This window comes from Allomuricauda sp. M10, from assembly GCF_020782875.1.
Taxonomy (GTDB): Bacteria; Bacteroidota; Bacteroidia; order Flavobacteriales; family Flavobacteriaceae; genus Flagellimonas.
The window spans coordinates 262,440-288,954 of the sequence record NZ_JAJGBN010000004.1; the positions used below are offsets into that span (position 1 = coordinate 262,440).

General features: G+C 41.3%; 27 protein-coding genes. 11 read left to right on the forward strand and 16 right to left on the reverse strand.

Going from position 1 to position 26,515, the window contains the following annotated elements; all coding sequences use genetic code 11:
* Window positions 1-20: 20 nt before the first annotated feature.
* From LKX84_RS12400 to LKX84_RS12425, 6 genes are all read right to left on the reverse strand, one after another.
* Window positions 21-1,727 (reverse strand): sodium:solute symporter family protein, encoded by a 1,707-nt coding sequence (locus LKX84_RS12400; protein ID WP_228237477.1) that lies wholly within the window; start codon window positions 1,725-1,727, stop codon window positions 21-23.
* 23 nt (window positions 1,728-1,750) lie between these two features.
* Window positions 1,751-2,014, reverse strand: a complete 264-nt coding sequence (locus LKX84_RS12405) for a DUF4212 domain-containing protein (protein ID WP_228237478.1) — start codon at window positions 2,012-2,014, stop codon at window positions 1,751-1,753.
* Window positions 2,015-2,033: 19 nt separating this feature from the next.
* Window positions 2,034-3,260, reverse strand: a complete 1,227-nt coding sequence (locus LKX84_RS12410; protein WP_228237479.1) for a hypothetical protein — start codon at window positions 3,258-3,260, stop codon at window positions 2,034-2,036.
* 90 nt (window positions 3,261-3,350) lie between these two features.
* Window positions 3,351-3,770, reverse strand: coding sequence for a helix-turn-helix domain-containing protein (locus LKX84_RS12415; RefSeq protein WP_228237480.1), 420 nt, complete (start codon window positions 3,768-3,770; stop codon window positions 3,351-3,353).
* A gap of 123 nt (window positions 3,771-3,893) precedes the next feature.
* On the reverse strand, window positions 3,894-4,847 hold the full coding sequence (locus tag LKX84_RS12420) for a phosphoribosylaminoimidazolesuccinocarboxamide synthase (RefSeq protein ID WP_228237481.1): 954 nt from the start codon (window positions 4,845-4,847) through the stop codon (window positions 3,894-3,896).
* 1 nt (window position 4,848) lies between these two features.
* A complete protein-coding gene (locus LKX84_RS12425) occupies window positions 4,849-5,808 on the reverse strand; it encodes a PhoH family protein (RefSeq protein WP_163633692.1) in 960 nt (319 codons plus the stop codon).
* A 120-nt stretch (window positions 5,809-5,928) separates the two neighbouring features.
* On the opposite strand from LKX84_RS12425, the gene LKX84_RS12430 reads away from it, so the two are divergent.
* The 7 genes from LKX84_RS12430 (at window position 5,929) to LKX84_RS12460 (ending at window position 13,038) form a co-directional block, all read left to right on the forward strand.
* Entirely contained in the window at window positions 5,929-6,759 is an 831-nt protein-coding gene (locus LKX84_RS12430; RefSeq protein WP_228237482.1) for an S-adenosyl-l-methionine hydroxide adenosyltransferase family protein, read from the forward strand.
* Window positions 6,760-7,062, forward strand: coding sequence for a putative quinol monooxygenase (locus LKX84_RS12435; protein ID WP_228237483.1), 303 nt, complete (start codon window positions 6,760-6,762; stop codon window positions 7,060-7,062).
* Window positions 7,062-7,793 (forward strand): gliding motility-associated ABC transporter permease subunit GldF, encoded by a 732-nt coding sequence (gene gldF, locus LKX84_RS12440; protein ID WP_228237484.1) that lies wholly within the window; start codon window positions 7,062-7,064, stop codon window positions 7,791-7,793. The genes LKX84_RS12435 and gldF overlap by 1 nt, the downstream gene beginning before the upstream one ends.
* Complete coding sequence (gene gldG / locus LKX84_RS12445) at window positions 7,793-9,457, forward strand: gliding motility-associated ABC transporter substrate-binding protein GldG (RefSeq protein WP_228237485.1); 1,665 nt, start codon at window positions 7,793-7,795, stop codon at window positions 9,455-9,457. The genes gldF and gldG overlap by 1 nt, the downstream gene beginning before the upstream one ends.
* 122 nt (window positions 9,458-9,579) lie before the next feature.
* On the forward strand, window positions 9,580-10,698 hold the full coding sequence (dnaN, locus tag LKX84_RS12450; protein ID WP_228237486.1) for a DNA polymerase III subunit beta: 1,119 nt from the start codon (window positions 9,580-9,582) through the stop codon (window positions 10,696-10,698).
* Window positions 10,699-10,852: 154 nt separating this feature from the next.
* Window positions 10,853-11,935 (forward strand): hypothetical protein, encoded by a 1,083-nt coding sequence (locus LKX84_RS12455; RefSeq protein ID WP_228237487.1) that lies wholly within the window; start codon window positions 10,853-10,855, stop codon window positions 11,933-11,935.
* Window positions 11,936-12,225: 290 nt separating this feature from the next.
* Window positions 12,226-13,038 carry a hypothetical protein gene (locus LKX84_RS12460; RefSeq protein WP_228237488.1) on the forward strand — a complete coding sequence of 271 codons (813 nt, stop codon included), beginning with the start codon at window positions 12,226-12,228 and terminating at the stop codon, window positions 13,036-13,038.
* Window positions 13,039-13,081: 43 nt separating this feature from the next.
* Here LKX84_RS12460 and LKX84_RS12465 read toward each other — a convergent pair whose 3' ends face one another.
* From LKX84_RS12465 to LKX84_RS12475, 3 genes are all read right to left on the reverse strand, one after another.
* Entirely contained in the window at window positions 13,082-14,389 is a 1,308-nt protein-coding gene (locus LKX84_RS12465) for a CoF synthetase (protein ID WP_228237489.1), read from the reverse strand.
* A gap of 117 nt (window positions 14,390-14,506) precedes the next feature.
* The gene (locus LKX84_RS12470) at window positions 14,507-15,169 is read right to left on the reverse strand and encodes an acetyltransferase (protein WP_228237490.1); all 663 of its coding nucleotides are present in this window, start codon (window positions 15,167-15,169) and stop codon (window positions 14,507-14,509) included.
* Window positions 15,170-15,253: 84 nt separating this feature from the next.
* A complete protein-coding gene (locus tag LKX84_RS12475; RefSeq protein WP_228237491.1) occupies window positions 15,254-15,616 on the reverse strand; it encodes a DUF4870 domain-containing protein in 363 nt (120 codons plus the stop codon).
* 88 nt (window positions 15,617-15,704) lie between these two features.
* Between LKX84_RS12475 and mnmE the strand changes: the two genes are divergently transcribed.
* Window positions 15,705-17,075, forward strand: coding sequence for a tRNA uridine-5-carboxymethylaminomethyl(34) synthesis GTPase MnmE (gene mnmE / locus LKX84_RS12480; RefSeq protein ID WP_228237492.1), 1,371 nt, complete (start codon window positions 15,705-15,707; stop codon window positions 17,073-17,075).
* A 66-nt stretch (window positions 17,076-17,141) separates the two neighbouring features.
* Here the strand turns inward: mnmE and LKX84_RS12485 are convergent, their stop codons facing one another.
* The 6 genes from LKX84_RS12485 to LKX84_RS12510 form a co-directional block, all read right to left on the reverse strand.
* On the reverse strand, window positions 17,142-17,738 hold the full coding sequence (locus tag LKX84_RS12485) for a phosphatase PAP2 family protein (protein ID WP_228237493.1): 597 nt from the start codon (window positions 17,736-17,738) through the stop codon (window positions 17,142-17,144).
* Window positions 17,731-18,177, reverse strand: a complete 447-nt coding sequence (locus LKX84_RS12490) for a PepSY-like domain-containing protein (RefSeq protein WP_228237494.1) — start codon at window positions 18,175-18,177, stop codon at window positions 17,731-17,733. Before LKX84_RS12490 ends, LKX84_RS12485 begins: the two co-directional genes overlap by 8 nt.
* A gap of 76 nt (window positions 18,178-18,253) precedes the next feature.
* The gene (locus LKX84_RS12495; RefSeq protein WP_228237495.1) at window positions 18,254-19,015 is read right to left on the reverse strand and encodes a hypothetical protein; all 762 of its coding nucleotides are present in this window, start codon (window positions 19,013-19,015) and stop codon (window positions 18,254-18,256) included.
* 10 nt (window positions 19,016-19,025) lie between these two features.
* Entirely contained in the window at window positions 19,026-21,443 is a 2,418-nt protein-coding gene (locus tag LKX84_RS12500; RefSeq protein WP_228237496.1) for a TonB-dependent receptor domain-containing protein, read from the reverse strand.
* Between the two features lie 89 nt (window positions 21,444-21,532).
* Window positions 21,533-22,789 (reverse strand): sensor histidine kinase, encoded by a 1,257-nt coding sequence (locus tag LKX84_RS12505; protein WP_228237497.1) that lies wholly within the window; start codon window positions 22,787-22,789, stop codon window positions 21,533-21,535.
* Between the two features lie 3 nt (window positions 22,790-22,792).
* Entirely contained in the window at window positions 22,793-23,467 is a 675-nt protein-coding gene (locus tag LKX84_RS12510; protein WP_228237498.1) for a response regulator transcription factor, read from the reverse strand.
* 179 nt (window positions 23,468-23,646) lie between these two features.
* On the opposite strand from LKX84_RS12510, the gene LKX84_RS12515 reads away from it, so the two are divergent.
* Genes LKX84_RS12515 through LKX84_RS12525 form a run of 3 tightly spaced genes read left to right on the forward strand, consistent with a single transcriptional unit; the run spans window position 23,647 to window position 25,603 of the window.
* Window positions 23,647-23,883: a thioredoxin family protein gene (locus LKX84_RS12515; RefSeq protein ID WP_228237499.1), complete on the forward strand. Its 237-nt coding sequence runs from the start codon at window positions 23,647-23,649 to the stop codon at window positions 23,881-23,883.
* 21 nt (window positions 23,884-23,904) lie between these two features.
* Window positions 23,905-24,882, forward strand: coding sequence for a permease (locus LKX84_RS12520; protein WP_228237500.1), 978 nt, complete (start codon window positions 23,905-23,907; stop codon window positions 24,880-24,882).
* A 10-nt stretch (window positions 24,883-24,892) separates the two neighbouring features.
* Window positions 24,893-25,603 carry an acetolactate decarboxylase gene (locus LKX84_RS12525; protein ID WP_228237501.1) on the forward strand — a complete coding sequence of 237 codons (711 nt, stop codon included), beginning with the start codon at window positions 24,893-24,895 and terminating at the stop codon, window positions 25,601-25,603.
* 5 nt (window positions 25,604-25,608) lie between these two features.
* On the opposite strand, the gene LKX84_RS12530 is transcribed toward LKX84_RS12525, so the two are convergent.
* On the reverse strand, window positions 25,609-26,499 hold the full coding sequence (locus tag LKX84_RS12530) for a hypothetical protein (RefSeq protein ID WP_228237502.1): 891 nt from the start codon (window positions 26,497-26,499) through the stop codon (window positions 25,609-25,611).
* Window positions 26,500-26,515: the final 16 nt, after the last annotated feature.

A 26,515-nucleotide genomic window follows, 5' to 3' on the forward strand; every position in this document is an offset into this window, starting at 1 on the left:
CTTTTTCACAACCAACTAAATTAATGTGCCGATGCTTCACCTGCACCGCTAGGTATTCTAATGTGTTCTACAATTTCCTGTACTTCTTCAGGTGGTTCTGGTGTAAATTGGTTTACAGTAAGTGCCACGATAAAGTTGACGATCATGGCAATGGTTCCGAAACCTTCTGGCGAAATTCCAAACCACCAATCCCCTTGTAGACCAGCTACGGCATCCTTACCACCATCAAAAAGGCCAAATTTGAATTTGAGCATGTAATACAGCATCAGTAAAAGTCCAACGATCATGCCTGAGATGGCACCTTTACTATTCATTTTCTTATAGAAAATACCCAAAATAATGGCCGGGAAGAACGATGCTGCTGCCAAGCCGAAGGCCAAGGCGACCACCGCCGCCACAAACCCTGGTGGATTGATTCCGAAGTAACCAGCGATAACTACAGCAACAGCAGCAGAAATCCTAGCGGCCCAAAGCTCTCCTTTTTCTGACAAGGTAGGATTGAATACGTTTTTGATCAAATCATGTGAAATGGAAGATGAAATCACCAACAACAATCCGGCTGCAGTGGAAAGAGCCGCGGCCAAACCGCCGGCAGCAACCAAAGCAATCACCCACGCTGGCAAGTTGGCGATCTCAGGATTTGCCAATACCATGATATCATTATCCACAGTCAATTCGTTTTTAGCTTTATCCCCCACATACTGTATTTTGCCATCACCATTCTTGTCATCATATTTCAATAAACCAGTTTCTTCCCAGTTTTTGAACCACTGTGGCATGGAAGCGTATTCTTTGTTGCTTGCGGTTTCGATTAGGTTGGTTTTAGCAAAAACAGCAACTGCCGGAGCTGTAGTATATAAAATGGCAATGAGCAACAAGGCCCATCCAGCAGATTTCCTCGCATCCTTAACCCTTTTCACCGTAAAGAAACGAACAATTACGTGTGGTAATCCGGCAGTACCTACCATCAGGGCAAGGGTAATGGCGAAAACGTCTACCAAACTTTTAGTCCCATCCGTATATTCCGCAAAGCCCAATTCTGTTGAAAGTCCGTCCAATTTATCCAATAGATATGTTCCGTCTGCTACTGTGCTTCCCATCCCTAATTGTGGAATAGGATTTCCGGTCATTTGGATGGAAATGAAAATTGCGGGCACCATGAAGGCAAAAATCAAAACACAATATTGTGCCACCTGGGTATAGGTGATTCCTTTCATTCCACCAAGCACGGCGTAGAACAAAACAATGACCATACCGATGATTACCCCTGTGTTGATATCGACCTCCAAGAATCTGGAGAAAACGATTCCCACGCCACGCATTTGCCCGGCCACATAGGTAAAGGATACGATCAAGGCACAGATAACAGCTACAATACGAGCCGTTTTGGAATAATAGCGTTCCCCGATAAAATCTGGCACTGTAAACTTTCCGAATTTTCTCAGATAAGGCGCCAGTAACAGGGCCAGGAGCACATAGCCACCGGTCCAACCCATTAAGTAAACGGCGCCATCATATCCTGCAAAGGCAATAATACCTGCCATGGAAATGAAGGAAGCTGCCGACATCCAGTCCGCTGCTGTTGCCATACCGTTGGCCAATGGCGAAACGCCACCACCAGCAACGTAATATTCTTTGGTAGATCCGGCTCTAGACCAAATGGCTATGCCAATATATAGGGCGAAAGATAGGCCCACTAATAGATATGTCCATACTTGTACACTCATGATTCTAGTTTTTAGTTGGTTAGTTAATCTTCGTCGTAGCCGTATTTTTTGTCCAGCTTGTTCATCAATCGAACGTAGACAAAAATGAGGATGACAAATACATAGATGGACCCTTGTTGTGCGAACCAAAATCCTAGTTTAAATCCGCCCAAGCGAATGCTGTTCAACGCATCCTTAAACATGATTCCGGCTCCGTAGGAGACCAAGAACCAAATGGTCAAAAGAATAACCAGATACCTCAGGTTCTCTTTCCAATAGGCAGTTGCCTTTTTCTGTTTTTCTAACATAATTTGTTGGTTTAGTGAATTATAAATAAATATGTGCTTGCAGTGTCAACACCCCGGAACTATCGCCGTTTCCAACTTTGGAATTGGCGTATTCCAGTGTGAGTTTGGAATGGTGCCCTGTCATGAACAGGTTGGCCCCAATCCCGAATCGGGTTGCATTGTCATCAATCGCATCAATGGTCCTGGTTTGGTATGACAAATAAGGTTGTACCCTTGATTTGTCCGCCGCTCCAGGAATCAAATACCCCACATGCCCGTAGATCATGTTGCCTGTTCCATATGGGCCCAAGACAAAATTGCGACCGTAATCATTGCTCTGGAAAACCCCGTAAGCGGTAATCGCAGAACCATCATCTCCTAGGGGAGCATCATAAAAGGCATCTACCGCGAAAATGTTCACATCCTCTCCATCTAAATTTCCTGTTCCATCCATTACCACAACACCATTTTTATGGTTCAGGAATCCGGCTCCTATATTGAATACTTTCTTGCTCCCTAGGTATGTTCCCACCTTGTAAGGTAGGAAATTAGATTCTTCATCCAAGAAATGGTAGTCAAAAAATCCCTGTACCACTTTTCCTGCATTACCCGCACCCAATAGTTCCCTTCCTCGATAGACTGCCCTTCCGTTTGGTGTTGGGTCGTTACCGGAATCCAAAGTAGAGGTAATAGCCTCATTATATGAAACACGGTATTGTAACTTACCCACCTTACCTTTTAGGTAAACACCCAAATGACGGGCAAACTGGTCGCTAAGACCCAATGCGGCCCAAGATTCCCTGTTATTGTCCAAGGTCATGAAATTCAAGGTACTACTGTTATTCAAACGGGAAATACCGTTCCAGTAATGTAGTCCAGAACCGGCTGCTATGTTCTTGCCAATCTGCCATTCCCCCCAGAAATCATGAAAGAACAGTTGGGCAGATTCCCCTTTACCGGTTGGACTTAGGTTACTGCCGTTCAAACTATTCAACCCGAAATGGGTAAGGATCAAAAACTTTTTGTTCAATTGGGTAAACGTCAATACCCTGGCCCGTCTTACGCTAAGGTTCAGGTTACTGGCATCGTCAGGTACATCATCGCTGTATTGGGCCCAAAATTGACCCCATGCAATGATTCGAAGATATTTAGATCCATCTTCGTTAAAATTGATCTTGTAACCCCCCGTATATTCGGTGTTACCTTGCGAGAATGAAGTAGGAATGAACAGAATAAACAGTGCCATTCCAAGAAGGATTCTTTTCATTTCAGTTTGGATGTTAGTGAGTTATGTGCACTACGAACATCCTAAAAAAAAGTACTGAATGAAAAATCAGTATATATTTTTGCTAAATATCTATACTTGATCCTTAAATCGGTCCCATTTTATAAGCATAAACTTATCACCAAGCTCAGTAACCAACTGGCCAGCACCTTTTAAATTTTCAGGATTGAGAAAATATTTTTGAAGTTCTCCCAGGTTCAATATTTTATACGTGGGGTGGTATTTGGAATTGTATGGTCTTTTTATGTTGTATTTACGAACCCAGTTCATGACAGAAACATGGGAAACACCTAAGATCCTTTCTATTTCGCGATAGGTAAGTCCCTCTAAATAAAGCTGTAACGCTTTGTTTACGTAGTAATCATCAATTTGCTTTCCCAGTTTGGGAACCGTAAAATAATAGCCGCAGGATTTACATTTAAACCGTTGCCGTTCATTAATGACACCTGCTTTGGTGAATTCTGAAGAGGAACAATTTGGACAACTTTGCATTGGATATACTTAATTAGCATAAATATACCAATTTAGCTTTAAATAGTTGAACAAAAAATTCCTTTAGAATAATGAAATCATCAATTTGAGCCCACAAATATTAAAAGGAAGACAATTTGAGGGCTACTTGGCCAAATATTCACTGATATTACTGAAGATGCGGTCCTCGATATTGGAAATATCACTTTTTACGAAATTTTCACCAGTGATGTTCTCGTATAATTCGATATATCGATTGGATACCGACTCAATATACTCGTCCGACATTTCAGGAACCGATTGTCCTTCCAACCCTTGGAATCCATTGGAAATAAGCCATTGTCTTACAAATTCCTTGGACAATTGTTTTTGTGCTTCACCTTTGGACTGACGCTCGGCATATCCTTCCGCATAAAAATAACGGGAGGAATCCGGAGTATGGATCTCATCGATCAAAACAATTTTGCCATCCTTGGTCTTTCCAAACTCGTATTTGGTGTCTACCAAGATCAGGCCTCTTTTGGCAGCAATCTCGGTACCCCTCTGAAAAAGAGCATGGGTGTACTGTTCCAACACTTCATAATCTTCTTTGGAAACAATACCTCTTTTTAAAATATCCTCTTTAGAAATATCTTCATCATGATCCCCTTTTTCGGCTTTGGTTGCCGGAGTAATGATAGGACTTGGAAATTTGTCGTTTTCCTTCATTCCTTCGGGCATGGGTACACCGCACAACATTCTTTTACCAGCTTTGTACTCCCTGGCTGCGTGTCCGGAAAGGTATCCACGGATTACCATTTCAACCTTGAAAGGTTCACAAGCCACACCTACCGCAACGTTGGGATCTGGAGTGGCCATCAACCAGTTGGGCACAATATCCTCCGTATCCTTCATCATTTTGGTGGCAATCTGGTTTAAGATCTGACCCTTGTAGGGAATACCTTTGGGCATGACCACATCAAAAGCGGACAAACGGTCCGTGGCCACCATCACCAAAACATCATTTTGAAGGGTATATACTTCCCTCACCTTACCTTTATAAACAGATTTTTGTCCCGGAAATTCAAAGTCCGTGGACATCAACGTATTCAGTCCCATATTAGAATTGATTTTGGTGCTCTATGTTTTTATAGGCATCAATGACCTTTTTCACCAATCTATGTCGGATTACATCCTTATCATCCAAATAAATAATGCTGATGCCATCCACATCCTTTAATATCAAAAGTGCCTCTTTTAAACCAGAAATGACCCTTCTCGGCAAATCGATCTGACCTGGGTCACCCGTCAATAAAAATTTGGCATTTTTACCCATCCTGGTCAAGAACATTTTCATTTGGGCGTGGGTGGTATTCTGTGCCTCATCCAAAATCACGAAGGCATTGTCCAAGGTACGGCCACGCATGAACGCCATTGGCGCAATTTGAATGGTGCCGTCTTCCAAATATTTGGCCAACTTTTCCGCTGGGATCATATCCCGAAGGGCATCATACAAAGGTTGCATGTACGGATCTAGTTTCTCCTTAAGGTCACCTGGAAGAAATCCAAGGTTCTCCCCTGCTTCCACAGCCGGACGGGTCAAAATGATTCGGCGAACTTGCTTTTCCTTAAGCGCCTTTACGGCCAAGGCCACACCTGTGTACGTTTTACCGGTACCCGCAGGACCGATGGCAAAAACCATGTCGTCCTTTTTACAGGCATCCACCACTTTGCGTTGGTTGGCAGTCTGGGCCTTGATCAAGCGACCGTTCACACCGTGTACCAAAACATCACCACTGCTTTGGGAAGAAGTATATTCCTCTTGGCTGGTGCTGGTAAGGATGCGTTCGATCATGTTCTCGTCCAATTTGTTGTATTTGGCAAATTGACCCGTGATTTCATCAAAGCGGCGATCAAATTCCTCAAGCAATTCTTCATCGCCATAAGCCTTGATTTTGTTGCCCCTAGCCACAATTTTTAACTTTGGAAAGTATTTTTTGAGCAGTTCGATGTTTTCATTTTGCTGTCCAAAAAAATCTTGGGGGCTGATGTCCGTAAGTTCTATTATAAGTTCGTTCAAAAAAAGTGAGGTGTTACAGTTGTTTTTGAAGAATTATATTCTTTCTTTTTTAACTAATTTTACATCGCAAACTTAACCAAAAATCAATTTGAGCGGGCAAAAACATATCAACAGTATTGCATGGCAATCATAACCTTAACAACAGATTTTGGCTACAAAGATCACTTTGTAGGTACTGTTAAAGGGGCGATTTTGAGTAACCTCCCCGATGTAACCATTGTTGATATTTCCCATGCGATTAGTCCCTTCAATATTCAAGAGTGCGCCTACATCCTAAAAAACGCCTATCGCTCTTTCCCAATGGGTACCGTTCATGTGGTTGGGGTGGATTCTGAATGGTCTCCCGAAAATCAACATATTGTGGTTCAGGTAGATGGACATTATTTTGTGAGCTCCAACAGTGGGGTGATTTCTCTGATCACTTCCGAAGTGAAACCAGAAAAAATTGTGGAAATCAACCTACCGAATTCGGAATCCGGTTCGTTTCCCGTGTTGAACATTTTCGTCCAGGTGGCCTGTCATATAGCCCGTGGTGGAAAGCTTGAAGTCATCGGAAGAAATTTTGATGAACTGAAAGAACTCCGTGAATTTGAACCACGAATTATCAACAATGGCAAGTCTATTTCTGGTAATGTGATCTATATCGATAACTATGGCAACGTGGTCACCAATATTCAAAAAGGACTTTTTGAGGCCTATCGCAATGGGCGTGATTATGAAATCATAGCGCGGACCACTAAAATCAGGAAGGTCCATAACAGTTATAATGGTATTGTCAATTACAACCTAGATCGCTCACAACGGATGGGACCTGGCGATGCTCTGGCCCTCTTCAATTCGGCAGGATATATTGAACTTGCCATTTTTAAAAGCGACCTGAATTCCGTAGGTGGGGCCTCTTCCTTACTCGGTTTGAATTATCGGGATACCGTAACCATAAATTTCCTTTAAATGTTGACCCGTATCGTAAAACTGACCTTTAAACCCGAAAATATTCCTAGTTTTGAGCAAATCTTTGCGGAAACTAAAAACGGAATCTTGGCTTTTGAAGGTTGTAACATGGTAGAACTGTATCAGGATATCAATCATCCAAACATCTTCTTCACCTATAGTTTTTGGGATACCCCGGCAGATTTGGAAAAGTACAGGAACTCCGAGTTTTTCAAAACGGTTTGGGCCAGAACAAAACAGCTGTTCTCCGACAGACCGGAAGCTTGGAGCGTGAATAAAGTCCAATCTACAAACCCATTTTAATGTTCGCGATTTTCAAGAGAGAGGTACGGTCCTTTTTTACATCGCCCATTGGTTATTTGATCGTGGGGTCGTTTTTGTTGCTCAACGGACTCTTCCTTTGGGTATTTAGGGGTGACTACAATATTTTTGACTACGGCTTTGCCGATTTGGGCAATTTCTTCCTTCTTGCCCCTTGGATCTTTATCTTTTTGGTACCGGCCATCACCATGAAGAGTTTTTCGGAAGAGCGAAAAATGGGAACTTTGGAGCTTTTGTTGATTAAACCTATTTCCGTCTGGAAGTTGGTCTTGGGCAAATTTTGGGGCGCGGTTCTATTGTGTGTGATTGCTGTAGTGCCCACAATCGTCTATGTTTTTGCCATTTCCAAATTGGGCATGACCGAAGGTAATTATGATTTAGGAATTGTTTTGGGGTCCTACTTCGGACTGCTATTTTTAATCAGTTCCTACACGGCCATCGGCGTTTTTGCCTCTACCCTTTCCGACAATCAGATTATTGCATTTTTGGTGGGAATTTTAATTTGCTTTTTGATTTTCAACGGGTTTGATGCCACAGCTTCGCTTTTTTCCAATGGGGAAACCCAAGAAATTCTAAAAGGATTCGGGGCCAAGGCCCATTTTGACAGTATTGCCCGTGGGGTTATCGACACGAGGGACCTTGTATATTTTATATCGCTCACCTTGTTGTTTCTATATCTCACGTTTCAACGTTTAAAACAATTGCCACGCTAATGGGAAAATTTTGGATAGCCATATTGAAAGCCGTGGTTACGCTGATTGTACTGAATATCTTGGCAGGGTTCATGTATACTCGCTTTGACCTGACCGAGGACCAACGTTATACCCTTTCACAACCTGCTGTGGAAGTGGCCCAAAAATTTGATTCCCCAGTCATCATCGATATTTTATTGGATGGCAACATTCCTGCGGAATTTTCCAAATTAAAGTCGGAAACCGTTCAATTGATGGAGTCCTTTGTCGCCAAGAACAAAAACATCTCCTATAGCTTGGTGGATCCCCTGGCCGATGAAACCCAAGCCGAACAGACCATTGCCGAACTGCAAGGTTTAGGCTTAAAGCCTGCAAGTGTCACCATTGAAGAAAACGGGAAAGTTTCCAACGAATTGGTTTTTCCTTGGGCCATGGTAAATTACAAGGACCAAACAGTTAAGGTTCCTCTACTCAAGAACAAACAAGGTTCCACCGCCGAAGAACGGATCAACAACTCCGTACAGGAATTGGAATATGCCTTTGCCGATGCTTTTACCAAATTAAGCACTACCGATAAAAAAAGTATTGCCGTCATTAAGGGCAATGGAGAATTGGGTGACATCTATATTGCCGATTATTTATCCACAGTAAGGGAATATTACAACATTGGCGCCATCACTTTGGATTCCGTCGCCAGTAATCCCCAAAAGGTTCTGGATCAACTGAAAAACTTTGATCTGGCCCTCATCGCCAAACCAACCGAAGCCTTCACGGATGAGGAAAAATATGTGATGGACCAATACATGGTACAAGGCGGGAAATCCATTTGGATGATCGATCAAGTGGCCATGGAAATGGACAGCATTTATACCGGCGGCGGAAGTGCCTTTGCCTTACCACGGGAACTCAATTTGAAAGATCTATTCTTCAAGTACGGCGTTCGGATCAATCCGGTTTTGGTGAACGATCTGTATTTTACCCAAATTGTTCTGGCTACCGGAGAAGGAAACGATTCCCAATACAACCCGCTGCCCTGGTATTACTACCCAATGGTGTTTTCACGGAACAACCATCCCATCAATACTAATATTGAAGCGGTGCGACTCCAATTCACCAGCCCGATGGACATTTTGGAAAACGATTATCAAAAGACGATTCTGATGCAAAGTTCACCTTTGTCCAAAACAGATGGAATACCGAGACAGATCAGTTTGGATATGATCACATCCCAACCTGATCAGGCCACCTATAACAACGGAAATTTGCCTTTGGCTGTTTTGGTTGAAGGTAATTTCACTTCCATGTATAAAAACCGTGTCAAACCCATAAAATTGGCCAATGCCATGGAAGAAGGACCGGCAAACAAAATGATCGTGATTGCGGATGGGGATATCATTAAAAACCAATTGCGAAACAATCGTCCCTTGGAATTAGGGTACGACAAATGGACGAGCAACTTTTATGGCAACAAGGAATTTTTGGTGAACAGTACCAATTACCTTTTGGAAAATAACGGGCTTATTAACATTAGGAACAAAAAAGTGGCTATTCCGCTGCTCGATGTGAAGAAAATAGCGGAACAAAAAACGAAGTGGCAAATCATAAATATTGGGCTACCAGTACTTTTGACATTGGTCTTTGGACTGTTCTTCGGTTTTTACCGAAAGCGGAAATTTAGCGCCTAAGTGTTGATAATTTTGTTTCTTTGCTAATACCATTTAAGATATATTTGCTTTTATCGATTTTAACAGCCCCGTTCACGGTTGAAATTACTTGGAACAGGCCTAAATGCTAAAGAATTTCTTTGATGAAGTTTATCGTATCCAGTACATATTTATTGAAACAACTACAGGTTTTGGGAGGAGTTATCAACAACAGCAACACCCTGCCGATTCTTGACAATTTTTTGTTCGATCTTAAAAAGAACCAACTTACGGTTTCCGCATCCGATCTTGAAACAACCATGAGTTCTGTTTTGGAAGTGGATTCCGATTCCGAAGGTGCCATTGCCGTTCCTGCACGTTTGTTATTGGATACCTTGAAAACGTTTCCTGAACAACCCCTCACCTTTGTGGTAGAGGACAACAATACAGTGGAAATCAGCTCTAACCATGGTAAATATGCCTTGGCCTATGCCGATGGTGCCGAGTTCCCAAAAGCGGTGGAGGTTTCCAACCCAAGCTCAACCATTTTGTTGGGAGATATTTTGGCAACTGCCATCAACAAGACCATTTTTGCCGCTGGTAATGACGACCTTCGCCCTGTGATGAGCGGGGTGTTCTTCCAGTTTTCACCAGAGAACTTGACCTTCGTAGCCACCGATGCGCACAAATTGGTAAAATATCAAAGACAGGACGTAAGTGCTTCCCAGGTTGCAGAATTCATCATGCCGAAAAAACCTTTGAATTTGTTGAAGGGAATTTTGTCAGGTTCTGAATCCGAAGTGACCATTGAGTACAATGATAGTAATGCCAAGTTCATTTTTGACAATACCGAATTGATCTGTCGATTGATCGATGGTAAGTATCCCAACTACGAAGCTGTTATCCCAAAGGAAAACCCGAACAAACTGACCATTTCAAGGAACCAGTTCTTAAGTTCCGTTCGAAGGGTTTCCATATTCTCCAACAAGACCACCCACCAGATCCGTTTGAAGATCGCGGGTGCCGAATTGAATATCTCCGCAGAAGATGTGGATTACAGCAACAAGGCGGAAGAAAGACTTTCGTGTTCCTACCAAGGAGATGATATGCAAATTGGGTTCAACTCCAGGTTTTTGGTGGAAATGCTCAACAACCTTTCCTCTGACGATGTCTCCTTGGAAATGAGTTTACCCAACAGAGCGGGAATCCTTACACCGATTGACGGATTGGATGAAGGAGAGCACGTTACCATGCTTGTAATGCCCGTAATGTTAAATAATTAGGGGGTTTCTTACGATATTCATTTCCAATTTTTAGGCATTTTTAATAAAGTGCAGTTTATCGATCTATACTTCGTATTCATCGTGGTTAGGGATTAGGCACATCCCATTTGCATACTTTTAACAGATTAAAAATGTAAACCTTAAACCATTGAACATGAAAAAAATAACATTGGCTGTTATTGCGATAATTGCATTAAGCTTTAGTTCTTGTGAGGTTGAACCAGTAGACAATTCCATTGATGGTGTTGCCGGGAAAGCTAAAGTCCAAAAAAACAAACCTGAAACTCAAGAAACTCCAGATTGTACGGTAAGTCTTTTGCCTACACTTCCTTCCATGGTGAGTGCTTGTACAACATCCAAAGGTGAAGGAAGCCTGTTAGGAGCGTATTTTGACCTAACCATCAATGACTCTCAACTTGCAGGAGAATATGCTGCTTGGTGTGTTGATGTAGATCTTTCCCTTGGTGCCAATGAATGTTATGATTACAACGTATACTCCAGTTACGCAGAACTTCCAGCAGGTGCATTTGAACAACCAGAAAATTTTGATCTTGTCAATTGGATCATGAATCAAAATTTTGTGGGACAACCAAGTCCAAGTGGAGGTACCTATACCTATGGAGACGTTCAATGGGCCATTTGGGAACTGGTAGATAACCAAAACTGTATTGCTTGTGCCTACTTAGGTGCTGATTGGAGCATAGTGAAAGGGCAAGAAATTGTGGATGCTGCTATTGCCAATGGCGAAGGATATGAACCAGGGGCAGGAAAAGTTATGGCCGTAGTATTGATTCCAACAGGAAGAACCCAAAGTGTGATTGTTACCATTCCACTTGGTTGCGAACCTGAACCTTCCTGTGAAACTGCTTTTGCACGAGGAACCGATGGCGATACCTGCTTTATCGGTGAAGGATTCAGCCGTTGGGGCTGGAGCATTGGCCCATTGGCAGAAGGAACCCAAGCTACTTATGATGTGTATGCCGGTGCAGGTCAGTGCGACATCTCCAAAGGAGAATTGGTTGGTACCGTGGATGTGAGCTATGTGGATGGCGATGTAACCGTTACTTATAACATTGATGCCGCTTACACTGTTTCTGCCACCCATACCTATGCCGGTAAGGTAATGTTCCCAACCAAAAATGGTCAACCAACTGTAGCTCCAGGACAGTACTATATTGAAGAGAATTTATCTGGAGATATTTATGTGATTGCCCATGCCGATGTTTGCAAGGATTAAGACTAAATAACATTTTATATAGTAGAAAGGCCAAGATTAAAACCTTGGCCTTTTTTTATTGGCAGACACAAAAAACCTTTCAACGGATCATCCAAACCGACTCTAATACCCATACCTTTCGTCGATAATATTTACCACTCAAAGGTGAAATTAAATATCTGTTTTTCAAATAGTTAAATATTTCCCTTACTTTCAACCGATCATCTACATATCAAGTAGTACAACAGGCATTTCATCAAAACTTATCAATTCTGTCAGATTTTTGTTTTGAATAACACAATTCTAAACAAATGAAGAAAAACTACATTTTAGCAACGTTCGTGGCCATAGTGTTCTTTGGCTGTGACAAGGAAGATGTTTCACAAACCGAGGAAACCATTGCTGCCGTGAACCATACGTATAAGTACAAAAAAGATAAGGACAAGAATGGGGGCTGTGATATCAGTTTATTTCCGGATCTTCCTGAAACCTTGAATGCCTGTACCACTGCAAAAGGTGTTGATGCAGACAACAGTTATTTCAATTTGACCATTAATGATTCCAGTTTAGCGGGTGATTATGGTGCCTGGTGTGTAGATGTGGATTTGTCCCTTAATGCCGATGAATGTTTTGAGGCCAAGGTTTATTCCAGTTACGAAAGTTTGCCAGAGGGCAAATTTGAACATCCTGAAAATTTTGATTTGATAAATTGGATCTTGAATCAAAATTTTATCGGATCGGAAAGCCCAAGTGGTGGAACCTACACCTTTGGTGATGTACAATGGGCCATTTGGGAATTGATCGATGATCAGAACTGTGCCCTTTGTGCTTATTTAGGTTCTGATTGGAGCAAAACCAAGGGTCAAGAAATAGTTGATCTAGCACTTGCCAATGGGGAAGGATATGAACCAGGTGACGGTGACTCACTTGCCATAGTGCTCATCCCTACCAATAACAGGCAAAGCATTTTTATTCCCTATGAATTGGAATGTGGAGATAATGTTGGTACCATCTGTAAAAGAAAAAACCGCACATGGAAATGTATAAGACAAGGCTGTAAGCACGAAAAAAACAAACGAAAGAATCAACACGGAAGAAAGAAATTCAAATGTTCTTCCAAGTAGATTAAAATCTAAGAGGGCCTAATCGGCCCTCTTTTTTTTATCTCTATTTGAATTCAAAATATTCATTGACGATTTTTTTTCGTTTCCCTGATGCCAGTAAAGGTATCCCATCAACATATTCAAACAATATTGTGGCATCATTGCCCAAATACGGTTTAAAATAATCAACAATTTGATTTTCTTGGACCTGTCCTTTTATTGCGTTCAATCGGAAAGCATAGTCCTTTTTCCCTATTTGCGCAAATTGAAATTGACGGATACTCCCATAGTCCAAAACCATATAAAAAACATGGGGATTTACCATTTTACCCGTAGTATCGAATACAGTATCCATGCGTCTTCCAAAGATGGATGAAAAATAGGGTCCAAATTTAGATTCTTCATAAACTACCAAATCTCCGGTATCATAACGGATCATGGGCATGGCATAGTTGAAGAGATCAGTAAGCACAAGTCTACCTAGTTCACCGCTCCTCACATGTTCATTGGAATCCAGTGCCAATACCTCAAAATAATAACTGGCCCAATTAGGCATTAATCTAGTGGGTTCCTTAACGGTTTCCTGGGCAAGGATTCCGTTTTCTTGATTGGAATATCGGGCGTAGACGCTGGTTTTAAAGTATTTGGACATCCTTTCCCGCTCTTTGTCCTTCAAATTTTCCGCAAAAGAAATTATTGAGTTGGTTCCCTGTATTTTTGGAACCACTTCCATGCTATCCATAAAATCACAAAGTATCTCAAAAAAAGAGGGGTAGCCTAAAACGTTCTTGGGCAGCTTGTCTTTGCCAATATCGGAAACCAACTTGGTTAAATCCTTTTTGGAGGTATCCATAACATTATGGGCATAAATGTTCTGTAACCAGGAAACCAGCCTTCCTTTTTGGTTTTTGTGATCCCAAAGCTTTAGGAAATACAATTTATCTCCCAAGATGTGTCCCGCTTGCCCCGAAAAATAGATGACATCGGCAACGTTCCTGTTTTTTTTATTCTTATCCTGAAAAATCTTGAATGGTATTCCCGTGGACCCACTTGTAGAAATAGGAAATAATTCCATTTTATCAAAGCGGGAAGATCTAAAACCTTCAAAATTGTCCAAGATCAAATTCTTGTTTATGATTGGAAAATCCTGAAGCTTTTTAAAATCCGAACACCTTTTATAAAAAGGGACGGTGGTGGTAGCATGAATCAAAACCTTGCTCAAATGCCCATCTCTTTTTTGCACCGCCTCTACATCCAGAGGATTTTCAAGGATGTTCCTTATTTCTTCATAGTGCCTTTTAACTGGCTTTCCTTTTAAGGAATCCAGCCCCCAAAACGCCCTTCTTCTCAAGACGCTCAAAATATCGGTCATATAGTCAAATTAATTTGATGACTTCCCTTAAAACAAACATTGTTCGTCCGTTCAGAAGCACAAGACGGCACAATATTCAAATAATTCAACAGCTTTTGGGGGAATGGCTGTGGATATTTACAAGTATTTTTCTCCAAGTTCCCTTGGTCTAATAAATTTAGCTGGAACTCCATAATATACTGAAAATGAATCGGCATCTTTGGTCAGCAAAGCACCTGCTCCTATTACGGTGTGTTCTCCTACCGATCCACCGTTTAGAATAGTAGCACTGATAGAAATAGCAGAATACCGACCGACCGTTACATTACCTCCCAAAGTAGAGTTTGGTGCAACACTACTATATTCCATTATGGTGGATTCATGCCCAACACTGGCTTTTGTATTTATGATGGTAAAATCTCCGATTACGCTATCAGCATTGATAATGGCTCCTGCCATAATCATGATTCCTCTACCTAGGCTGACATTCTTTCCTAAAATCGCGCTTGGATGAATGGCATTGATAAATTGAATATTCGGCTCTATTTTCAATAGCTCTTGGGCAATCTTGGATCTTCTCCAGTTATCTCCAATAGCAATGAAAAATTTTAGTCCGGGAAACTTTTTTAATAGCTCGGGAACTACATCTGTTCCACCCCAAATCTTAAATCCCAATACATCCGGACCTATATTTTTATTAGAATCCAGTAAACCTATTATTTCATATTTTCCGGATTTTTCCAAAATGTCAATTGTGACTTTTGCATGTCCGGATGCTCCAAAGATTACAACTTTTTCCAATTTATTTTTATTGGCAATTCACGATATGAAAGTACATATTTGTTTTGCCTAACGAAAATAAATTAGACGATGTTCAAAAAATTATCATGATAAAAACCGTATAGTAAGAAAATACGACGGAGATTCCCCATTAGAAGCTCTTACCGCATTCACTATGGGCAAAACAAATCCTAAAATTCCCGCTGTGATCAATCCCAAAATTCCAAGACCCAACAATAGGATGGCCGGAATGCTGATGATGACATAAAGGAAAAGGCTCAACTGCAAATTGATGATGGCCTTTCCATGTTCATCCATACCTTCTACACTGTTTCTTGAGGACAACCAAATGATCAAAGGGGTGATGAATCCCCCAAAACCGATGGCATAGGACAATAATTGGGTAAGATGGGTAATGGCCAACAAAGTATTGTCCGTTCTAACTACTTTTTCATTGATGACTTCCATTTTTGATTGATTTTGATGATTATACCATATAAGTATCCCTTTTTACCAAAATGTTACAGCAGGCCAGCTATTTCGTATTTTTGCCCACATGTCGTATACAGATACCATTGTTGCCCTTGCTACCCCATCAGGAACCGGTGCCATTGCCATCATCCGTGTTTCTGGGCCTGATGCCATCATACTGGCAGACGGTATTTTTCAATCGGTAAAAGGCAAAAAGTTGACGAAGCAAAAAAGTCACACCATCCATTTGGGACATATTGTGGATGACACCAAGATTCTAGACGAGGTGTTGGTTTCACTTTTTAAAGGGCCACATTCCTATACCGGTGAAAATGTGGTGGAAATCTCATGCCATGGTTCGCCCTACATTCAACAACAGATCATTCAACTATTGTTGAGAAAGGGTTGCCGGGCTGCTTCCGCTGGAGAGTTTACCTTGAGGGCATTTCTGAATGGGAAAATGGATCTAAGCCAAGCTGAGGCCGTGGCCGACCTGATTGCAAGCGACAGTGAAGCGGCCCACGATATTGCCATGCAACAAATGCGGGGTGGGTTCAGTAACGAGATCCAAAAATTAAGGGAAGAACTGCTCAATTTTGCATCGCTGATTGAACTGGAACTCGACTTTTCCCAAGAGGATGTGGAATTTGCAGACCGAACACAATTCAATCAATTGTTGGGGAGAATCAGTGAAGTATTAAAAAAACTAATCGATTCCTTTGCTTTGGGAAATGTCATCAAACATGGTATTCCAGTGGCCATTGTGGGGCAGCCCAATGTGGGGAAATCTACCCTTCTCAATGTGTTGTTAAATGAAGAAAGAGCGATAGTCAGCGATATTGCGGGGACCACTCGTGATACCGTGGAGGACCATATCAGTATTAAAGGCATCAATTTTAGGTTTATAGATACTGCAGGAATTCGAGAAACAGAAGATGTGGTAGAGAAAATCGGTATTGAGCGCACTTTTGGGAAAATTGAACAGGCCCGACTTATCATCTATCTATTTGAAGGAGAGCATTTTGAATCCTCGGTATTGGAACAACTTCAAAGCAAATACCAGAACAAGCAAATTTTGCCCATCTGCAATAAAATGGATCTTTTGAGCAACTCACAGATGGAAAGCATCAAACGTGAAGTACCCAACGTACTTTTCCTCTCTGCCAAACACAAAATCGGTATTGCCGAACTGGAAAGCCAGTTGCTGTCATTGGTAGATTCAGGAGCTTTGAGCGGTGATACCACCATCATCTCCAACAGCAGACATTATGACGCCCTATTGAAAGCTTTGGAGGAAATCCAAAAAGTGAAGGAAGGCTTGGACATAGACCTTTCCAGTGATCTGATGGCCATAGATATTCGCCAGGCCTTGTATCATCTCGGGGAAATCACGGGCAGCGTGACCACGGATGATTTATTAGGTAACATTTTCTCCAATTTCTGCATCGGGAAATAATGGTTGTTTTATGTATACTTTCGGCCTGCCAATTTTAATTGGAGACATAATTCAATTTGGCATTGATTAAAACTTATAAACCAAACCCAAAGCATAGGACCCATCCCCACTTTGAAAACTTAACTCAAAATGCTCTTGTGCGTAGGGAGTTGTAAATAGATATGTACTCCCAATACCGACGAGGGCTCCGCCAAGAACATCCCAACCGTCATGTCGGTCATTTAATCCCTCCACCCTACTGTAAGCCACAAAACCTGCGACGGCATAGGCAGGGATTCCATATTTCCAACCATATCTTCTTTGCAGGAAAGAGGCTCCCTGAAATGCAAAGGAAGTATGACCAGAAGGGAATGCGTGTCCATCAGTTCTTCCTTCCGGTCTTGGCTTGTTAATAGCATACTTTAAGATCCAAGTTGCTGTTAAATTAGCAGACATTGATTTGCCCAATTGCCAAAACCCTTCCTTGTCTCCTTTGGCCAAAACGGTAATAAGCGAAACAGCCGTAGGGGCAAACTGGGCAAAATCCCCTGCCCGTTCAATGGTTGTTTCCCTCATTATTTCTTCAGCAGAATCTGTTTGCTGACCAAATACTTTGCCTGTTAAAACAAAGAACAGGGCTGTACAAATTATACATCTTGTTACCATCGTTTCCTTCTTATTCATCAATTGTTTTGATCAATTGACCATCGGTGCCTATCAAAACCTCCATTTCCTCTTTTCCTTTTTCCAATGCAATCTCATATTGAGATCCGTTCGGGTTTTCAACTAATTCTACCTCATCAATATTGTACTCGGGGAATTGTGTGTTTAAGGTTGCCAATACATTGTCAGGAATGTCCTTTTTCTTGATTTCACGTTCTGTCTCTTTCCACGCACCGTCTTCCAAAAAATTAGCGGAATATTCGGTACCGTTCATTTGGAATTCGGCCTCCCATTCCTTATCCGATTCTTTGCCCCAAGAAACCTTTTTCACCTGCGGAAACTTTTTTTCAAAGGACGCTTTTACACGAGGTGGAACCGAAGTACGTTGTGCAAAAGCATAAAATCCAAATCCCAAAATCAATGCTATGGGCAATCCGATGACATACTTTTTATTCTTCATGATCTACTGATTTTAAATTCTTTAGTAAATCTAGACCCCAATTCTAAAGAAGGTTTTAAGCAATTCTAAAGCAGTCTTAAAGTTGTTTCTGTTCATCAGTATGGGTCGGAACCATGTGGCGATGTGAAATGTAGATCATCAAACCGATCAACACTACAGAAACAAGGGTTGCGGGTAAGGTGCCAAGGTTTAACCCTCCTTTGGCCAAAGGTTTGGTCAAAAAATCGCCGAAGGTTGCCCCAAAAGGCCTTGTGAATATAAATGCAACCCAAAAAAGGATGATCTGGTTCATCTTTGTAAAATAATGTAGGAGTATCACCAAAACGATAATTCCTGCGGTAACAAAGGCCCCGTATAAATAGCTCAGTCCAACAACATCACTCAAATAATCCCCAAAGGCGGTTCCGAGGCTGTTGGAAAACAAAATGGCAATCCAATAATGGACTTCTTTGTTTCTATCAAATATGGGGTAAACCTCTAGGTTTCCAAATCTTTTGTGCCAAGTAAGAAGCGTCAAAATCAATCCAGAAAATAGCAACAGACTCCCCCACGTGTAACCCAAATGAAGGCTTCTATCTATAAAATCGGATATTTCGGTGCCCAAGGTGGTGGTACCAATGATAACGAGCCAGTACCATACAGGGATGTATGTTTTTCTGGTCAGTTGAATGCCCAGCACCAGCCCGAAAAAAATCAAGGTGATCAAAATTCCCGTAGCGTATCCCAACCCTAAGGTTTGGGCAATAAAATCGCCCAAAGTTTCCCCCAACGTGGTTGCAACAATTTTCATCAACCAAAACAATAGGGTTATCTCTGCAACTTTGTTCAGTGTCTTCATTTTTAAGAAATTAGATTTTATATTTAAATCCAACCCTAAATATTTGGGTCTCGAAATAATTCTGATAAATGGCCGTAACCCCTTGGTCATAGACCCGTTGACGAATCCCAAACCTGTTCAAGATGTCACTTGCCGAAAAGGTAAGTTCTGCCTTTTTGTCCCAAAGTCGCTTCTTCAACCCAAGATTTATGGAGGAACGGGACAGTTCTTTCCCTTGTGGAATGTTTTTATCGGAATAATAAATGCCTGTCACCTGGATTGAAAAATCCTTGGGCAGGACCATTTCTGTACTCATCTTGGCATTCCATGCGTCGGCAGTTGATTTCTCGGTAGAAAAACTTCTCTCATAGGGAAACAAAAGGGTTCCTTGGTAGGCATCGATGGTGTTGGAAAACCAGTTAAAAGTTCCTGAAACCTTCCAATCGTTGGTGATGTCCTGTCCCAATAAAAGTTCTATCCCAGTATTTGTGGCCTTGCCCGTATTTTGATAGATCCGGTTTACAATGTCATACTCAGGGTTTGAATTGTCAATACTATAAATTCGCATGTACTGGTCTTGGATCATCCGATGGTAAACGGCAGAATACAAAGACCCACTCCCCCATGTATATTTATGTGCCAGTTCCAGGGCATTGGTAAATTGTGGGCGCAAATAGGGATTCCCTACTTTTAATAGTTCAGGATCGTCATATTTTGGAAAAATCCTAAGTTCCGGCTCTCCGGGACGATCAATTCTTCGATTGTAAAATGCCGAGATCTTGTTGTGGTCATTTAACTTGTAGGTGAAACGCACGTTGGGGAACAGTTCAAAATAATCATACTTGTCATTGTTGGGATAATAAGCATTGGCCGGGTCCAAATCATAGAAAACGTTTGTTTGTTCAGCGCGAAGTCCGGTTTCCACATCATACTTCTCTTTCTCCAAAACGTAGTTTACATACCCGGCATACAAGTTTTCACCCCAATCGGAAAACGTTCCCAAACCAGGATAGATAATGGAATGGTTCCCCGGAGTTATCGTATAATCCACTGGCAGTCTTCTGATCCGCAGTTTGGCCCCGAGTTCCATTCGTCCTGAACTCAAGGGGCGAACATAATCAGAAGCAAGTGATGTGGTGTTCTCAATGGCACGGATGTTCGTCATATCCGTTCCGATCCTTACCGAAGAACTATCATTTAAGGAATAGGTTTCATCCTCGAGCCCTTGGGTGTACTGGGCACTGGCACTTAACGTGTGACCTGGTTGTTCAAATTTATGTCTGTAATTTACCGTGGCATTAATAAAACGGGTTATTTCCTCCTCTTGCCAACTATAAAAACGATTTCTATTATTCGTATTTAGATTGATGAAAGCAACTTGGGCCGAATCGATATGCCGCTCTCGATCGTAAAGCCCCGAAAAGGTGAAACTATTTTTGTCATCCATCTCATAATCAATTCCGCCATTGACTATAGATCGGAATTGTTTTCTGTTCTCGGGAACCTGCGAAATAATGTTTCTACCATCATCATAGTTCCTTGTGGTAAACTCATTGTTGGGCAAAGCCTCTTGTAAAATGAATTCAGACTGAAGAAAATAATTGACCTTGTCCTTTCTATAATTTAGGTTGAGGCTGGGAATCACTTTTGGGTTGACCGAAAAACTGCCAAGCTCTGTGGGCGTATCTGCCCGTCTTTTACCAAGGGCACCCAGGCCAAAAGAAAGTCCAATATCTCCATTTAACCCAGTCTGTTTTTCTTTTTTATAAATGATATTCACAATACCCGCAAATCCGTTGGCGTCGTACTTGGCCGAGGGATTGTTGATGATTTCAATTTTTTCAATATTAGAGGCTGGAATATTGGCCAGACCTTTTTGGTTACCAAAACCTGTAAGACTGCTTTGCTTTCCATCAATCAGCACCACGACTTTATCACTTCCCCTTAAAATAACTTTGCCATCTTGATCAAAAGTTACTCCAGGGAGCGTTTTCATGGCATCCATGACCGAACCTCCGGATTGGGCTATATTGTCTTCCAGATTAAAGGACTTTTTGTCGAGGGCGGCATTGGTAGTGGCCTGTTTGCCAACTACCTCGACTTCCTCCAGTGATTGTGCATCTGGGGAAAGGGAAATGGTACCCAGATCAAATACGGTATTCAATCCCCCTGCAACCATAGTCTTCTCAGTACCCGTATACCCCAAGAAGGTGAAATACAATTTGTACTTTCCTAAGGGAAGATCTACAATCCTAAATCGTCCATTCTCATCTGTGATGGCCCCAGTTATGAGCTGATCATTATCCAAACCATGAACAGCCACATTCGCATATGAAAGAGGTTGTTGGGTTTCAGAATCAATCAATTGCCCGCTTATTGTAATGTTCTCTTGGGAAAATAAAGTTTGGTGTGTAAGAAGAAGGAATAAAACGGATAACACCTTGTACATAGGATAACGTATTAGTTCAAAACCAAAACTAACCCTAGATTCTTAAGGGAATTTAAAGTTGTTGGAAATCTAGGTGTAATCCTTAGAAATTATGAAAAGGAAATGGTGAAGTAATGCATTCCTCTTTCAAAATAATACGCAATGGAAAACCCATACAGATCACAAATGCGTTTAACAATCGCCAATCCCAAACCGGTTGATTTTGCTCCATCCGATTCCCTATAAAATCGAGAAAAGAGCATTTCAGGACGTTGTATGGAAGATTCACCTGGATTGGCAATGGTCAATTGCCCTTGTTGGGTAGTAACTAAAATATTTTTACGCCCCGATGAGTATTTTATGGCATTGGAAATCAAATTACTGCAAAGCACTTGAGCCAAATAGGGGTCCATAGTGACCCAGACATTTTCCCGAATCTCAAAGTCTATGTTAATAGTGGAAATTTCACTGAAATCATGAATGGTTTCGCTCATTTTACTTGAGATATCCAATCTTTCCCTATTCAAGAATTGATTATTTTCAATTTTGGTCAACAAGGTCAAACGCTTTGTAATTTGGGATAGGCGTTGTATGTCCTTTTGGATAGAGGTCAATTGTACAAATTGATCATTATCCAACATTTCACCATTGATCACATTCTCAATTTTGGCCTGAATAATGGCCAAAGGCGTTTGCATTTCATGGGAAACATCCTCTGTATACTGTTTTAAATTTTTATAATCTGTACGGACTTTATTGGTTAAAGTGGTTATTTCATTATTCATTTCGGAAAACTCCAAAATATCGCTTTCCATCAACACAATTGGTTTTTCTGATGTAAGGCTAAAACTCTTCATCTGGTCCAAATTCCTGAAAAATGGGTGCCACACCTTTTGGTTTCTTGATTTATTGAGATAAAACAAGAAGACGAAGACGACCAAAATTATAACCAAATAGGAAAGTACCACAGCCAACAAAATGTTTTCGGATTCAACCACCAATGCCCTGACCGTAATCCTGTAGTTTTCACCATTGATCATTGAAAAAGTGGACAGTTCGCGGAACTCTTCCAATTCATCCTGCGACGGATCATAAATAAGCGTGTCCTTGAGAATTTCCTTATTCAGGTCGGTTACCTTTTTCACTTCCACAATTGGGGGCAACTGGTAAACCTCGCCACCTTCCTCTATGGATTTTTCTAACCTTGACTCTGTTGAATGTAGCTCTTCCTCAACCTCTGTCCGCAGGATAACCCGAAGATAGTAGTAGAGCATCACAGAACTCCCCAACATCAAAACAAGGCTTATCCAAATAAAAGTCTTGGAGGTTTTCTGAATCAGTGGAATCTTCTTGATTTTCTTGTTCATGTATCAGTCCTCCATGAATTTATAACCACTACCATACGCTGTTTTGATATACCTGCCTCCGGCTTCGGTCAACTTTTTACGTAGATTGTTGATATGAACGTAGATAAAATCAAAATTATCGGCCAGATCACTATTATCGCCCCAAAGGTGTTCGGCTATAATTTCTTTAGATAGTACCCTTCCCTTATTGGTTATAAAAAATAATAATAGGTCGTACTCCTTTCGGGTCAACACGATAGGAATGTTGTCCACATATGCAGTTCTTGAATTGGTATCTATGGAAATTTCATTGAATTCAATCCGCTCCGTACCACCAAACTTACCTCTCCTTAACACTGCTTTAATGCGCGAATTCAGTTCGGCCAAATGAAACGGTTTAGTCAAGTAATCGTCAGCTCCCAAATCCAAGCCTTCAAGTTTATCATCCAACGAATTGTTAGCTGATATAATAATGACTGGGGTTTTGGACTTATTCCTTTTAATCACCTTCAGAATATCGAGACCATTACCAGTAATCAAGTTGATATCCAAGACTAAAAGATCATACTCGTACAAATCTATTTTATACAGGGCCTCAAAATAATCGCAAGCCGTTTCACAAACGTTTCCATCCCTTTCCAAGTAGGTAACAATGGAATTTTGAAGTTCAGTCTCGTCTTCGGCTATGAGGATTTTCATTATTTAAATTTAAGGATTAAATGTAGGTTCCAATTCTTTAGGAAATCTTAAATATCTTATTTAGATAAATGAGCCATTCGACGCTCACTTTGATTTTGTTGGTGACAAATGTCACAGTGTGCCCCATCATCCCAACGTACCTTTGAATGGATTCCTATTGAATTTAAAGACATATTGCGATGAAACATACAGTGAAAATCTTGGGGACCGGATGTCCCAAATGCCAAAACCTGACCAAAATGGTAAAAGAGGTAATCGCTGAAAATCAGGTGAATGCCTCCGTGGAAAAAGTGGAAGATATTATGGATATAATGCAATACAACGTGATGCTGACTCCCGCTTTGGTAGTGGACGAAAAAGTGGTCATGAAAGGTCGTATTCCTTCCAAGGAAGAGATTTTGGCCCTATTCAATTAATCATTCCCTAGTTCAAGTACCATGTTCAATTGGTTGGAACAAATGGCCAAATGGCTTGTTTTTGATGTTTTGCAACTGCCTCCTGAAGATCATTTGGCCAAGGCGTTTGACTTTTTTATTTATGATAGCATCAAAATTTTATTACTGCTCTTCACCGTAGTCTTTTTAATGGGAATCATCAATAGTTATTTCCCCGTAGATAAAGTCAAAAACTACCTGTCCCGCAACAAATTATACGGTGCCGAATTCCTGATGGCTAGCCTCTTCGGAGTAGTCACCCCGTTCTGTTCCTGTTCGTCTGTTCCGCTGTTCATCGGGTTTGTAAGAGGGGGTATTCCATTGGGTGTGACTTTTGCGTTCTTGGTTACTTCACCTTTGGTGAACGAAGTGGCCATCGGATTGTTTGTGGGTCTCTTTGGACTCAAAACCACCTTGATTTATGTAGTCAGTGGTATTTTCCTGGGAACCATTTCTGGATTGATCCTTCAAAAACTAAAACTAGAAAAATACTTGACCCCTTGGATTAAGGAAGTACTGGCCAATGCACAGAAGGAACAAGACCTCTTTGTAGCCGAAAAACAGATGTTCAAACAACGTTTGCCCATTATTTGGAATGAAGCAGTAAAAATCCTCAAGGGAGTGCTCCCCTATGTTATCATCGGTATTGCCATTGGCGGATTGATGCACGGTTATATCCCATCCGGATTTTTCGAAAAATACATGGCCAAGGACAATCTTTTTGCCGTTCCCATTGCAACATTGCTATCGGTTCCGATGTATTCCAACGCTTCCGGTATTTTGCCCGTAGTACAAGTTTTGGTGGACAAAGGCATTCCCTTGGGCACGGCCATTGCGTTTATGATGGGAGTTGTTGGCCTCTCATTACCAGAGGCCATGCTTTTGAAAAAAGTTATGTCGATGAAATTGATTGGAATATTTTTTGGAGTTGTTATGCTCTGCATCATGGTTTCGGGTTATCTTTTCAACATCATATTATAATTGTACCCAAATGAAAAACTTACATCTACTATCAATTCTTTTTAATGTGCTTGCTGTGGGCACACTCCATGCCCAGACTCCAAAGGTTCACAACACTGGTTCCATGAAAGACATGGGCAACACCTATGACCTTCATATTTTATTGGATACCATTTCTCCTAAATCGCATTTGTACGGTATGGGCCCTTATGATAGAATGAAGGGCGAAATAACCGTTGTCGATGGTAAACCCTACTTTGCCACGGCCTTTGAGGACGGAAAATACCAAGTAGGCACCGATTGGAACATCCGATCACCTTTTTTTGTGTATGCCGATGTGAAGGAATGGAAGGTTTTTAAAATAACCAGTTCCTTCGATTGTTTGGCAGGTATTCAAGATGTGGTGGCATCCATTGCCAAGGATAACGGATATGATCTAAAACAGCCTTTCCCATTTGTGATCAAAGGTCCATTTGATGAACTAACAGCCCATATTGTAACGCCCCGAAATCAGGAAGTGGAAGGATATCGTGAAGGTGTTAAGTCGCAAAAATTTATTTTCGAAGAAACGGAAGGCGAATTGGTCGGGTTTTATTCCGAAAACCATCAAGGTGTGTTCACCCACGCCGATAGTTTTGTTCATATCCATTTCTTGAAGAAGGACAAATCGTTCATGGGTCATTTGGATGAAATCAACACAAAGTCGTCATCCTACAAATTATATCTCCCAAAACGGAATTAGTTGGATCAATTCTTTTTGGTCTTGAACCAGTAACTGATGCCCGCAGACCAATAGAACACATTTTTTAAATCCTCTTCATACACCCCATCATCCGTGGTAAGGGTGGCAGGTGTCTGCGGAAATGCCCAAGTGGGGGTAAACGAGAAAATAAAGTGCTTATGTTGGTAATGTACGGGTAGACCAAATTCCAAATTAAGCACGTTGAATTCTGAAGCTTCGGCTATTTCCACATTGGTGACCACTTCTGTGGTGGTTGTACCTCCTTGACCGTTGCCTTGACCTTTTCGGTTCCCAAGTCGGCTTGTGGTATAATATTCTTGATAAAAGTATTGTGACCCGGCAAAGACTGAAAATTTGGGGTCGATAAGTAGTTTCCTGTTCATGGCGTAAATGGGTTTGTCCACCATGAATCCCAAGAAAAGGTCGGGAGAACTATTTTTATTGAAATAGGAACTGGCATAAACGGAAAGCTCCAACAATTTTAAATCATAACTGAGCAATCCAGTAATATCCGCCACCACTTCAGATTGCACATTGTAACTATCCTGATTGTAAAAGTATGCGGTTCCTGAAAGTCCCCCACTCCATTTTTTACCATCAAAAAGATACCCTCCTGATATATAGAACAAGTCAACACGTTGTTCGGCTGAACTTGTTAAATAAGAAGCTGTAGCATCGAAAAAGAGACCCGATTTATCATAGTAACCAATGGAAGGCAACAGATAGGGAGCTGCAATGGAATCCCTACGGCCCATAAAAATGGCATCGTTCATATAGCTCAAGTCTACAAGAACATAGGATTCTTCCTCAGCGGTGTTTTGTTTGCTTGTTTTTTGGGCAAATGCTCCCCATAGACCCAATAGCATAAACAAAACGAAATAGACACTTTGTTTCATGGCTCTACATTTTAAA